Source organism: Mesorhizobium sp. L103C119B0 (assembly GCF_000502235.1).
Taxonomy (GTDB): domain Bacteria; phylum Pseudomonadota; class Alphaproteobacteria; order Rhizobiales; family Rhizobiaceae; genus Mesorhizobium.
On record NZ_AYXE01000004.1, the window covers coordinates 260,114 to 272,598 of the forward strand.

Here is a 12,485-nt window from a genome sequence, read left to right on the forward strand (position 1 = left end):
GCGCGCAGCGCCGGGGTGGGGTGCGGCGCAGACCCCCGCCCCGCTCGGCTTTGCGGATCGACCCTCCCCACAAGGGGGAGGGTAAATCACTCCGCCGTGCCTTCCTCGTACTCGGCCGACATGGTCAGCCACTTTTCCTCGTGACCGGCAAGCTGCTGTGCCAGTTGCGAGCGCTCCTTGGCCAGCCGGGTCGCCGTCGATGGATCCTTCTCGTATACCGCCGGATTGGCGAGTTCATCCTCGATCAGGTCGATGCGCTTGCGGATGCGGTCCATCAGCGCTTCGGTGGCGCGGATTTCCTTGGCCAGCGGCTCGAAGGCGGCGCGGCGCGCCGCGGCATCGCGGCGGCGATCGGCCTTCGATGCCTTCTCGGCCTCGCGCTTGCCGCGGCGGTCACCCGACACGCCGGTGACCAGCGTCTTGTAGTCCTCAAGGTCGCCATCATACGGGTTGACCGCGCCGTCCTTGACCAGCCACAGCCGGTCGGCGGTCGCTTCCAGCAGATGGCGGTCATGTGAGATCAGGATGACGGCGCCGGGAAACTCGTTCAGCGCATGGATCAGGGATTCGCGGCTGTCGATGTCGAGATGGTTGGTCGGTTCGTCGAGGATGAACAGGTTCGGGCCTTCGAAGGCCGACAGGCCCATCAGCAGGCGCGCCTTCTCGCCGCCGGACAGGTCCTTGGCGGGGGTGTTCATCTTCTCGGTGGTGAGACCGAACTGGGCGACGCGGCCACGTACCTTGGATTCCGGCGCCTCCGGCATCAGCCGGCGGACATGCTCATAGGCGTTTTCATCAGGCCTGAGATCGTCGAGCTGATGCTGCGCGAAGATAGCCACTTTCAGGCCCGGCGCCACCGTCATGGTGCCGCTCTCCTGCTTCAACCGGCCCGACAGAAGCTTGGCGAAGGTCGACTTGCCGTTGCCGTTGGCGCCGAGCAGCGCGATGCGGTCATCGGCATCGATGCGCAGCGTCATCTTCTTGAGGATCGGCTGGCCCTCGGTGTAGCCGACATTGACGTTGTTCAAGGCAATGATCGGCGACGCCACCGTTTTCACCGGCTCCGGGAAAGAGAACGGCCTCACCGTGTCGTTCACGATCGCCGCGATCGGCTTCATCTTCTCCAGCGCCTTGATGCGCGACTGCGCCTGTCTCGCCTTCGAAGCCTTGGCGCGGAAGCGTTCGACGAAGGACTCCATGTGTTTGCGCGCGGCTTCCTGCTTGACACGGCCCTTCTCCTGCAACTCCTTCTGCTCGGTGTACTGGCGCTCGAACTGGTCGTAGCCGCCGCGCCAGAAGGTCAGCTTCTTCTGGTCGAGATGAACGATGGAATTGACGGCGCGGTTGAGCAGGTCGCGATCGTGCGAAATCAGAAGCACCGTGTGCGGGTATTTCGAAACATAGTTTTCCAGCCACAGCGTGCCTTCGAGATCGAGATAGTTGGTCGGCTCGTCGAGCAGCAGAAGGTCGGGCTCGGCAAACAGCACCGCGGCGAGCGCCACACGCATGCGCCAGCCGCCGGAGAAGGACGAGGCCGGGCGGCGCTGCGCGGCGTCGTCGAAGCCAAGGCCAGCGAGGATGGTGGCCGCGCGAGATTCCGCCGAATGCGCATCGATATCCGCCAGCCGCATATGGATGTCGGCAATGCGGTGCGCGTCGGTGGCGGTCTTTTCCTCCTGGAGCAATGCGGTGCGCTCGAGGTCGGCCTTGAGCACGATTTCGATCAGCGGCTCCTCGGTGCCGGGCGCTTCCTGCGCCACCTGGCCGATGCGGGTGTTCTTGGGCAGGCTTATCGAGCCGGTCTCGGAGGGAAAGTCGCCGGTGACGGCCTTGAACAGCGTCGTCTTGCCGGTGCCGTTGCGGCCGACGAGGCCGGCCTTTGTGCCGGCCGGCAAGGTCAGCGAGGCATGATCGAGAAGCAAGCGTCCGGCCATGCGGAGCGAAAGATCGTTGATGATAAGCATGCCGGGGCTTTTGCACGGGAGGGCGGCGCTTCGCAAGGGCCTGGGCGCCGGCGGGGGCATAAGGCATGAAAACGGCGCGCCTTAAGCGCGCCGTCCATTGCAAACAGCAGACTGACTTTTCAGAGGCTGCCTGGTTCAGGCTTTGGGTTTGCGCTTCGTCACCTTGGCCGCGGCGGCCGGAACGGCCGGCTTGCGGCCGAGGCCCGAAGACTTGGCCAGTGCCGAACGGGTCGCGGAGTAGTTCGGCGCCACCATCGGATAGTCCGACGGCAAGCCCCATTTGCCACGATATTCCTCCGGGCTGAGACCATGGTCGGTCATCAAGTGGCGCTTCAGCGACTTGAATTTCTTGCCGTCCTCAAGACAGACGATGTGGTCGGGAAACACCGACCGCTTCGGATTGACAGCCGGGTTCAGCGCGGGGCTTTCCACGGCGGCAATGCTGCCCAGCTTGCGCACCGATGCGCTGACGCTGGCGATCAGATCCGGCAGGCCGGACGCAGGGAGCGGATTGTTGCCGACATAGGCCGAGACGATGTCAGCAGTCAGTTCAATAGCGGTCTTGCTGTCGATGGTGTGCAATTCTGTTTCTCCCGCCGGTCATGAAGTTGCCGGCTTTTTTTAAGACTTCTCTTGATGTATCGACCTAGCTGCACCCCCCAACGGGTCGCTAAAGTCTCAATAAACGATCAAGAATCGGAACAGGAGGATGTTTCCACAACAGGTTGCAACGTTGCAAATTAGAAAATCTAATACTTGGAAACGGCCGACTTCGCGCCAGCAGATTTCAACTGCACGGACGCCGCAGGTTTAGAGTCGGCCAGTATGTCCAGAATGCGCTTCCAGCGGGCGCACCGGCCGAAATCTTTTTGCTCTATCGCTTTTTCGGCCTTCATGGCGGCGTAGAGCGGCGCCTCGGCGCCGAACTCCTTGAGCAGCCAGAATGCTTCCTGTCTGGCGAGGCGTTCATCGTCGTCAAGCATGTTCAGCCTCCGAGCGTTCTATGCCCACCGCAATACAGCTGCCGATGACGAGGACCGCACCGGCTATCGCGGTCAGCGTCAGCCTTTCGCCCGAAAGTGTCAGCAGCAGCGTCGATGCGATCGGGGTCAGATAGGCGATGACCGCAACCTTGCCGCCGCCTTCAAGCTTCAAGGCGCGCGACCAGAAATAATATCCCAGCCCCATCGGACCGGCACCGAGATAGAGGCCAAGCAGGAGGTGCTCACTGGATGGCCAGGCTGCGCCGTCGTGAATACACCACAGCAAGGTCAGGCCGACGCCGACCAATGCCGAAGGCAAAAGCAAACGCTCCGACGGTGTGGCCAGGCGGGCGACCGCAATCGAATAGAAGGCCATGCACAGCGCCGAGCCGAAGGCAGCGAGATAGCCGACGATGCTGCCCTGGAGAAAAGGCTGGCCGCGACCACCCGAGATCACCAGCGCCACGCCGACAAAGCCGAACACGGCAGTCAAACCCAGCAGCACGGGGCGTTGCCGCTTGCCCAGCACGATGACCGCCGCCGCGACCATCAGCGGCCAGGTGTAGGCGACGAGATTGGCCTCGATCACCGGCATGGAGGCAAAGGCGATGTATTGCAGCACCATGGTGCCGACCAGGCCAATAAAGCCGACCGCGACCGGCGCCAGGGTGCCGTCAGCACCCTTGGCAAAGGCTGCGCCTTGCGTGTCCCCCTTCCGGCTCGCCAGATGGATGACGGCGAACACCAGAGCCGCTCCACAAAACTGCAGCAACTGCACGAGCGACACCGGATGGCTGGCCAGCAGGGATTTGCCGACCAGCGCGTTGGTCGACCACAGGGCGACCGCGCCGGCGGCGAAGACCAGGGCCGACGGCGAGCCCGATCCACCCCGGAATCGCCGAGACGGTGCCTTGTCCTTATCGCCGACCATGATGTTACCGACGGCCAAACAGGCGTCCACTTCTATGCTCTGGCTACCATGATTCCCTTGATCCGCCCGGGACCGGCGCATCGGCCGCCGCCGTAACCGGACGTTCTTCCTCGAAGCGGCGATAGGCCGGCAGCTGGTTCGTCCAGACGTCTTCGGCGAGCTCGTTGACCCATTCGCGATCTTGATCATTGTCGGCTGCGAGATAGAACATGCGATTGTCGTCGACATAAGGCTTGGCCACCGAGCGCTGGTTGAGGACCAGCGTGACGCGCGAGCCGAGCTGGATCGGCGCGGTGCGGTGCAGGACGCCGAGAAACTGGCCGAGCGTGGCGTAGTTCATCTTGTGGTCGATGCGCATGACCTGGTTGCGCGGAATCTCGCGGCCGGATTCAAGGATGGCGCGGCCGGTCTCGGAATCGTCGCAGTAGATTTCGAGATGGCCGCCGACCAGCGGATTGCTGATCGACAGCGGAATGAGTTCGGTGACCGGGACACCGTCGCAATGCCAATCGACGGCGCCGTCCTTGGGATTCATGAAAGTGACGGTCGAGCCGACGATCGACAGCGGATAGGGCTCGAGCTTGGTGCCCATCATGTCGGACAGACGTTCCAGGCGCAGCTTGTCATGCAGCAGTTCCTTGATCTCCGGGATGAAACGGTCGGCGCCGGTGATGAAGGTCAGATCGAGGTGCTTGTGCACGGCGTGGCTGGCCTTGAGCTTCAACGCCGCCTCTTCGATCGCCGCCAGCAGCGCCGGGTCGTAGCCATGCAGATACTGCGCAACGCCGAAACCCGACACTTTCCAGGCCGTCTCATGACCGGATAATGGCTTCTCGGCTCATCGCGTAGCGCAGTTCAGGTATGGTATGGGCGTTCATTCTACTTCTCCAGGATGGGGGCATCACTTGGTAAACTGTCGATTAATTTCCCCACCCCTGTAAAATTAGGAATGCTGGTGCTAGTGTAAGCCCAGCTTAAGGTCGAAACGCGTGCGTCTGCTCAGTCAGGTCAACCTCAATTCGCTGAAGATTGTCGAAAGTGCCGCCCGGCACCGTAACTTCACGCGCGCCGGCGAAGAGCAGTTTATTACTGCTTCCGCCGTCAGCCAGCGCGTCAAAAGCCTCGAGGAACAGCTGCGCTTCAAGATCTTCCAGCGCGGCGGCAATGCGGTGTCGCTGACGCCCGAGGGCGAGACCTATGTGTCGCGCGTTCGCGAGGCGCTGGAGCGCATCGTGGCGGCCAGCATGGAGGCGACCGGACAGTCGCAGGCACATGTGCTGAAGATTTCGGTGCTGCCGACGTTCGCGGCGCGCTGGCTGTTTGCCCGCCTGCCGCTGTTCCAGCGGCAATATCCCGAAATCGAAATGCGGGTTTCGACCTCCTACGCCGCCAATGAGTTCGCCACCTCCGAGTTCGACCTCGAGATCCGCTATGGCGACGGCAGCTTTCCCGACCTCAAAGCGGACCTGCTGTTCAAGGAGGATTTGACGCCGGTGTGCAGCAGGAAGCTGTTCCACGAAGTTCTCGGCGACAGGCCGCCGTCAAAGGTGACGCCGGACGACCTCAGGCATTTCACGCTGCTGCATTCCGACACCTGCACGCAGAACTGGCAGTCGTGGCTGGGTTTTGCCGGCGCGAGTTCCGTGCTCGGCGAGACCAAGAGCATCTATTTCGATTCCTGCATGATGTCCTATGAGGCGGCCAATGCCGGCATGGGCTTTGCAGTCGCCAACCGCGCCTATATGGCGAGCGAGATCCGCGCAGAGCGGCTGGTGGCGCCGTTTGCCGTGCATCACCCCAACACCGCCGGCTGGTATTTCGTCTGCCCGGTCACCGCGCCCTACACGCGCAAGGTGGAATTGTTCAAGCAGTGGATCATGGCCGAGGCGGCGCTGACGCAGTGCCAGTTGGACGCCGGGATTGCCGGCGGCCCGGTGCTGCGCAAGGCCATTGCCTGAGGTCGGATTCTTTCCGCGGCCTTGCGGGATTTGTGGTCTTTTCTGCTGGTTTTGCGCAGACGGCACGAGCAGAACCGGCACGAAAACTGCCACCTCATGACGCAGGCGAGAGACTCAGCTATCTTCGGTTGTTGCGGCGGACCTGATATCCGCCTGGCCGGCGCTATCAGCTCACCTCCCAAGCGGCGCCGGCCTTCTTCTCCTGAAAGCCATTTCTCGTCTCCCGCCGGAAAACGATCATTGCGCCGGCTGATCGCCGCTGGCCGCCGGCTTTGGCGCCGAATCCGTCTGCGGAGTTTGATCGAGCACCGGGGCTTTGGTTGGCTGGATGTCGCCGTCGCAGGCGGCGAGCGCCAAGCTGGCGGCCAATAGAATCAGAAGCCTCTTCATGGCGACCTCCTAGGTCTGCCCTCTCCTTCGTAAGGCAACGAGGTGGTTCAGCTTTGGTTGCACGCTCGCAAACGACACCGCGTCGGCTGGAACCAAACGGCGGCTCTGAGGTTGGTTGCCCAAAGGAGATCGCGCCATGATCCGTCTGCTCATTACCGGCCTTTTCGCTTACGCGACCTATCGCATCGCCAAGGAGATCATCAAGGACGTGCCCGACAATTTCGATCCGTTGCCGGTGCCTGGCGACGAACGCGCCACTTTGCGGCGCCAGTCGGCGGCAACGCGTGTCGCGCCACGGCGATAGGGGCTACTTCGGCCCGTTGCGAACAAAGCGGAAACGATGCTTGATAGGCGATGACCATCGCCATCAATGATTCGTCCTTGCAGCCCGCCTATCTGACGAAGCTCAACGCCGAGCAGCGGCTCCCCNCATCAATGATTCGTCCTTGCAGCCCGCCTATCTGACGAAGCTCAACGCCGAGCAGCGGCTCGCCGTCGAACATGGCGACGGCCAGATCGCCGGGCCGCTGCTGGTGATCGCCGGCGCCGGCTCCGGCAAGACCAACACGCTCGCCCACCGGGTTGCGCATCTGATCGTCAAGGGGGCTGATCCCAGACGCATTCTGCTTATGACATTCTCGCGCCGCGCCGCCACCGAAATGGCCAGGCGGGTCGAACGCATCGCCGGCGAGGTGCTGGGCCGAGACGCGTCCGTCATCGCCGATGCGCTGGCCTGGGCCGGCACGTTTCACGGCATCGGCGCCAGGCTGCTGCGTGACTATGCGCTGACGATCGGCCTCGACCCCGCCTTTACCATCCATGACCGCGAGGATTCCGCCGACCTGATGAATCTTGCCCGGCATGAGCTTGGATTCTCGAAGACCGAAAGCCGGTTTCCGACCAAGGGCACCTGCCTGGCGATCTATTCGCGCGCCGTCAACGCGCAGGCGCCGCTTGGCGAGGTGCTGGGTTCGGCCTTTCCCTGGTGCTCGGGGTGGGCAGAACAGCTGAAAGAGCTGTTCGCCGGATATGTCGAGGCCAAGCAGGCGCAGAACGTGCTCGATTACGACGACCTCCTGCTCTACTGGGCGCAGATGGCCGCCGAGCCGGAGATCGCGGCGCATCTGGGCTCGCGCTTCGACCATGTGCTGGTCGACGAATACCAGGACACCAACCGGCTGCAGGCCTCGATCCTTTCGGCGCTGAAGCCGGACGGCGCCGGACTGACAGTGGTGGGCGACGACGCGCAGTCGATCTATTCGTTTCGCGCCGCCGAAGTGCGCAACATCCTCGATTTCCCGCAACAATTCGCGCGAGCCGCCGATGTCATCATGCTGGAGCGCAACTACCGCTCGACCGTGACTATTTTGGCGGCAGCCAACGCGGTCATCTCGGAGGCGTCGGAGCGCTTCACCAAGAACCTCTGGTCGGAGCGCAAATCCTCGCAAAGGCCGAAACTGGTCAGCGTGCGCGACGAGGCCGAGCAGGCGAACTATGTCTGCCAGGCCATCCTGGCCGAGCGCGAGGCCGGCACGGTGCTGAAATCGCAGGCGGTGCTGTTTCGCGCCTCGCACCACAGCGGCCCGCTGGAGATCGAACTGACGCGCCGCAACATCCCCTTCGTCAAGTTCGGCGGGCTCAAATTCCTCGACGCCGCCCACGTCAAGGACGTGCTTTCGGTGCTGCGTTTTGCCGAGAACCCGCGCGACCGCGTCGCCGGCTTCCGCGTGCTGCAGCTCCTGCCCGGCATCGGCCCTTCGGCGGCGAGCACCATCGTCGAGACCATGGCGACATCGCTCGACGAGGAAATGGGGCTGGCCCGCTACCGGCCGCCGCAACGCGCGGCTGAGGACTGGCCAGCCTTCGTTGCGCTTTATTCCGGCCTGCGCGCCCGGTCGGGGAAATGGCCGGCCGATCTCGAACAGGTCAGGCTGTGGTACGAGCCGCATCTTGAGCGCATCCACGAGGATGCGACGACGCGGCGGGCCGACCTCATGCAGCTCGAGCAGATCGGTTCCGGCTATGCTTCGCGCGAGCGCTTCCTGACCGAGCTGACGCTGGATCCACCGGATGCGACCAGCGACCAGGCCGGGCCGCCGCACCGCGACGAGGACTATCTGATCCTGTCGACCATTCATTCGGCCAAGGGCCAGGAATGGAAGAACGTCTTCGTGCTCAACACCGTCGATGGCTGCATCCCGGCCGATCTCGGCGTCGGCACCAAGGAAGACATCGAGGAGGAGCGCCGGCTGCTTTACGTCGCTATGACGCGGGCCAAGGACGGCCTGCATCTGGTGACGCCGCAGCGCTTCTTCACCCACGGCCAGGCAGCGCGCGGCGACCGCCACGTCTACGCCTCGCGAACCCGTTTCATCCCGGCCTCGATCCTCGGCGCTTTCGAGCAGACCTCGTGGGCGAGCGTCCACGCCAAGGACGATCCGCGCCACAGACCTGAAGTCCGCGTCGACCTCGGCGCCCGCATGCGCGGCATGTGGAAATAGAAGCCGCCGCAACCGCGGATGCCGGCAGGGAGCGACCTCAAGAGCAAATCGTCCTGTCATGGCATCTCTCAGGGAACCTCGGGCCGCCAGCCGCGTTTTCTGGCGTCCAACCCGCGATCGGAGGGCGGCGGCCGCCGCCCTTCCGCCCATCCAGAGAGGCCAGAATGCACGACGCGATGTTCTTCACCCCGGTTGCCGTTAGCGTTGGCGCCGGCCACAAACGCATGCTCGCCTCGCTGTTCGACATGCATGATTTCCTGACCGAATTTCCGCGGTCACGCCGGCGCCTGAGCTATGGCGCGGCCGTGAGGGCTTGCGAGGCGGCGCGCGCCGGAGAAATCTCGACCGAGGCCGCACGCGATGCCCTGATCACCTTTGCGGTCACGGCAGGCATCCTCTGGCCCGCGGTCCAGCCGGCCGTCTCGGTCAAGCCGGTCGCACACGGTTATGGCGGCTACGCCGTCTGAGACGGCCGGGACCAGGCCTGCCCAGCAAAAAAGATCACTCGGACTTGCCGGCAGACGTCGAACGACAACACGTCTTGGTGATCCCACCAAGCGTCCAATTCATCTTAGAGTAACTCGGCATTGGAAGCGTCTTGAGATGTTTGATCACGAACCCAAGTTCCATGGCCATCATGCCGTATTCCTCAACCGCGATGTCGGCCTGTTCACTGTTCAATGCAAACCGAAAGCCAAATTCGCTCGGTACGTCTCCATTTGAAGAAAAGGCAGGGATCGCGAGCCGTGAGTTGTGAAAACCAGAATGCCACCAGGCCGCACAAAGCTGAACAGACGAACCAGCCATCGCGCCCAGTTGTTATCGGCATGTGGGAAAAGAATGAAAGCGCAAGGACTGCATCATAGAGCCTGCCAAAAACTGCCTCCTCCGGTATCGATCGCGACTGAATGGCTTTAATCTTGAATTCGTTCGCCAGGAAAGAAATCGCTTGTGGATAATCGGAACTGACGAGATCGATGTCTTCATCCTTTACATGGTGCCGCGTCACGCATCCATACCTTGAGGCGAACTCGAGGAGCCCCCGGCCTAGATGCCGTGTTAAAATTCCTTTGAGTTTTTGCAGATGCTTGCCCATCTCTGAGATATTAACTGGCCTTTGAGACGTCAGACACAAATCATTATGGCTGATCAGGAAGTTGAATATATCATGATCTTGATGAATGGAACAACGGAAACTCTACGGATTATTTGTTCTCTAAGTAATTGTCGTTCCAACAGTTTAGGCCGACTTCTGGATCACTGACTCATCCGATCTATGAGCAGTGGATAACGGTACAAGCCGCCGAGGCGGGTACCACGCGCGATAGCGAGCGACGCTGCAGCCACCGTTTCGCCATCGGGTTGATCCACACCTCGAGCAGAAATGGACGGCCAACCCGCAAGCAGCGGCGGACGCAGCAAGCGAGGACTATTTTAGGTACATCTGAAGGCATCATAACGATGCGGCAGGCCAACGGATCGCAGCGCCACCATTAGACCGAAACACTTGCGTTAAGGAACGAGGCCTGCTGCAGTCGACACCATGGAAGCTGACGGCGCCGCTGCGTGTTCCAGGTCGCATTGCCGCGATCCGTTTGAAAAGCTCCTGCGCCCGACCGGAGCCTCGCCTGGCGCCCGCATTTCAATGCAACGTCGGATCACCGGCGAGCAGGCCGCGCGGCCCGGTCGTTTCGAAACTGACCTGGTCGCGGCCGTTGGATTTGGCCTTGTAGAGGTGCCGGTCGGCCGTCAGGAACATGTCGGCATAGGTGGTGGGTCCGCTGAAGGCGACGCCACCGATGCTCACCGAGAGCGGACAGGGCCGTCCATCCGGGGCAAACTCGACCTCGCGGATGCGCCGCCGGATCCCCTCGGCAACCAGCCAGGACTGCGACGGGTCGGCGCCAGGCAGGAAGATGGCGAACTCCTCGCCGCCGATGCGCCCGACAATGTCGGCGCCGCGCAGCTGGGCCTTGATCGTCTGCGCAATCAGCTTGAGCGCCTGATCGCCGCAATCGTGGCCCAATCGATCGTTGATGGTCTTGAAATGGTCGGCGTCGACTATCAACAGGGCGCCGGCATCGACGACAGACTGGCTGCGCGCCTGTTCGAGATAGGCCTCGACCAGCATTGAAAACGCGCCGCGGTTGAACACCGCGGTCAGGCTGTCGGTCGCCGCGACGATGCTCAGATTCTTCTGGGCGATCGCCAGCTGGCGCATCTTGTACATCAGGAAAGAGAAGAACGATCCACCCAGCACGAGCGGCAGCAACAGGTCGGTGAGCATTGCCCAGCGCAGCGCATCGGGCGACAGCGACGGAAAATTGTAGGAATCGACAAAGAAGGCCGCCGCGATACAGATCGCCGTGCCGACAACCGTGACTGCTATGACCCTGCCCCAGCTCGTGGGCGACAGATCGACCCGCATGCCATTTCTCCCACTGTGTTCGCCATTTTGCAGCGGGAACACAAATGAAACCCTAAAATCTTACCTGCAATTCGAATGTGGTTAACCAGAACAATTCCAGGAAAGTGTGAGCAGCTTTCCCGGGAGAAGCGCGTGGGCGCTTTCCCTGAGAATTACCAAGACAAAGGGATAGCGCGTTTCACCGTTTCCGTTAAACGATAAAACGCTCCGGCAATCGAAAGGCGCGATCGGTTGCCTTGTGAGTGGCGACAAAAAGCCCGCCACTTGCGCGGCGGGCTTTCCGACTGGCCGGAGGCTTCTCGTCAGCGCATGTCCCTCGGGAAGTCTGGGCCATGCGGTAGGAGAGTGCCGTAAAGCCTCACGGCTGGCTCGACACTCCCGGCGAAACCTGTCTCAGCGACGCGAGATCATAAGGCATAGCTGCCGCAGATCGCTGTCGTAGGTGCCCTCGCTGGCGAGCACATCGACGCAGCGCTTCTTCATACGTGTCAGCTGGCTGTTCGACATGCTGGCGACGACACCGGGTGTCCCAGGGGTGCCTGGTGTTCCAGGAGTTCCTGGAGTGCCGGGGGTACCGGGCGTGCCCGGCGTTCCGCCAATGCCGACGCCGACACCGACGTTGATGCCGCTGCCGACGTTGACGCCGACACCGGCATTGATACCTCCGCTGCCGCCGACCGTGGCCCCAACACCGGCCTTGATGCCACCGGCTCCGCCGACCGTCGCGCCAGCGCCGGCCTTGATGCCGCTGCTACCGCCGACTGAGGCGCCGAGGCCCGCAGTAACGCCGTTATTGCCGCCGACCGTTGCGCCAGCACCCGCCTTGATACCGCCGCTGCCGCCAACCGAGGCGCCGGCACCGGCCTTGACCCCGCCGCTGCCGCCGATCGAAGCGCCAACACCGGCATTGATGCCGCCAGCACCGCCGATAGATGCGCCGACACCGACGCCAATTCCGCCGCCTGCATTCGCGGGAGCGGCAAAAATGACGATAATTGCACCCGCCGCCAGTGTTCTAGCGATTTTTTGAGTGATATTAACCATGACACTCTCCTTGTTGCCGTTCTGCTTTGTGCATTGCAACATGCCAGCAAACCAAAGCAGACATATGCTTATGCACTCACAGCTACGCACGAGTCTTCCTTATAGTTTCTTTATTTTTTCCAAGAATAAGGATTGTAGTTCTCAAGGCGTGCACTGATCTGCTAAAAAAAAATATGTTTTTGCTTCAATATTTAAACTCTGTTTAATTCTCTCGACAGAAATTCCACCGGAGTTGGAGCGGGTTGTGGCTGCGGCGGCCTGGAGCCGAAGGCCCACAAAAGGCGGG

13 protein-coding genes are annotated in these 12,485 nt (G+C 62.1%); 4 read left to right on the forward strand and 9 right to left on the reverse strand.

The annotated features are described in order from the left end of the window. Positions 1-86: 86 nt before the first annotated feature. The 5 genes from X728_RS157505 to X728_RS1000000170955 all read right to left on the reverse strand — a co-directional run bounded on the left by X728_RS157505 (position 87) and on the right by X728_RS1000000170955 (position 4,677). On the reverse strand, positions 87-1,964 hold the full coding sequence (locus X728_RS157505) for an ABC-F family ATP-binding cassette domain-containing protein (protein WP_023831118.1): 1,878 nt from the start codon (positions 1,962-1,964) through the stop codon (positions 87-89). A gap of 135 nt (positions 1,965-2,099) precedes the next feature. Beyond that, on the reverse strand, positions 2,100-2,546 hold the full coding sequence (locus X728_RS157500; protein WP_023670270.1) for a MucR family transcriptional regulator: 447 nt from the start codon (positions 2,544-2,546) through the stop codon (positions 2,100-2,102). A gap of 167 nt (positions 2,547-2,713) precedes the next feature. Continuing rightward, positions 2,714-2,947: a hypothetical protein gene (locus X728_RS157495; RefSeq protein WP_023684750.1), complete on the reverse strand. Its 234-nt coding sequence runs from the start codon at positions 2,945-2,947 to the stop codon at positions 2,714-2,716. Next, positions 2,940-3,896, reverse strand: a complete 957-nt coding sequence (locus X728_RS157490) for a DMT family transporter (protein ID WP_245265458.1) — start codon at positions 3,894-3,896, stop codon at positions 2,940-2,942. The genes X728_RS157495 and X728_RS157490 overlap by 8 nt, the downstream gene beginning before the upstream one ends. A 25-nt stretch (positions 3,897-3,921) precedes the next feature. Beyond that, the gene (locus tag X728_RS1000000170955) at positions 3,922-4,677 is read right to left on the reverse strand and encodes a hypothetical protein (RefSeq protein ID WP_245266105.1); all 756 of its coding nucleotides are present in this window, start codon (positions 4,675-4,677) and stop codon (positions 3,922-3,924) included. Between the two features lie 190 nt (positions 4,678-4,867). On the opposite strand from X728_RS1000000170955, the gene X728_RS157485 reads away from it, so the two are divergent. Then, entirely contained in the window at positions 4,868-5,836 is a 969-nt protein-coding gene (locus tag X728_RS157485) for a LysR substrate-binding domain-containing protein (protein ID WP_023735479.1), read from the forward strand. Positions 5,837-6,073: 237 nt separating this feature from the next. Here X728_RS157485 and X728_RS1000000170960 read toward each other — a convergent pair whose 3' ends face one another. Further along, complete coding sequence (locus tag X728_RS1000000170960; protein ID WP_023693936.1) at positions 6,074-6,226, reverse strand: hypothetical protein; 153 nt, start codon at positions 6,224-6,226, stop codon at positions 6,074-6,076. A 136-nt stretch (positions 6,227-6,362) separates the two neighbouring features. Here X728_RS1000000170960 and X728_RS1000000170965 point away from each other — a divergent pair, with 136 nt between their 5' ends. From X728_RS1000000170965 to X728_RS157475, 3 genes are all read left to right on the forward strand, one after another. Continuing rightward, the gene (locus tag X728_RS1000000170965; protein WP_023831119.1) at positions 6,363-6,530 is read left to right on the forward strand and encodes a hypothetical protein; all 168 of its coding nucleotides are present in this window, start codon (positions 6,363-6,365) and stop codon (positions 6,528-6,530) included. Between the two features lie 142 nt (positions 6,531-6,672). After that, the gene (locus tag X728_RS157480; RefSeq protein WP_023831120.1) at positions 6,673-8,727 is read left to right on the forward strand and encodes an ATP-dependent helicase; all 2,055 of its coding nucleotides are present in this window, start codon (positions 6,673-6,675) and stop codon (positions 8,725-8,727) included. A 164-nt stretch (positions 8,728-8,891) separates the two neighbouring features. Beyond that, a complete protein-coding gene (locus X728_RS157475) occupies positions 8,892-9,194 on the forward strand; it encodes a DUF982 domain-containing protein (RefSeq protein WP_023831121.1) in 303 nt (100 codons plus the stop codon). A gap of 203 nt (positions 9,195-9,397) precedes the next feature. Here the strand turns inward: X728_RS157475 and X728_RS157465 are convergent, their stop codons facing one another. The 3 genes from X728_RS157465 to X728_RS157455 form a co-directional block, all read right to left on the reverse strand. Beyond that, on the reverse strand, positions 9,398-9,823 hold the full coding sequence (locus tag X728_RS157465; RefSeq protein WP_023831123.1) for a hypothetical protein: 426 nt from the start codon (positions 9,821-9,823) through the stop codon (positions 9,398-9,400). A 546-nt stretch (positions 9,824-10,369) separates the two neighbouring features. After that, positions 10,370-11,155: a GGDEF domain-containing protein gene (locus tag X728_RS157460; RefSeq protein WP_023673438.1), complete on the reverse strand. Its 786-nt coding sequence runs from the start codon at positions 11,153-11,155 to the stop codon at positions 10,370-10,372. A gap of 393 nt (positions 11,156-11,548) precedes the next feature. Next, entirely contained in the window at positions 11,549-12,199 is a 651-nt protein-coding gene (locus tag X728_RS157455; RefSeq protein ID WP_023831124.1) for a hypothetical protein, read from the reverse strand. Positions 12,200-12,485 lie beyond the last annotated feature (286 nt).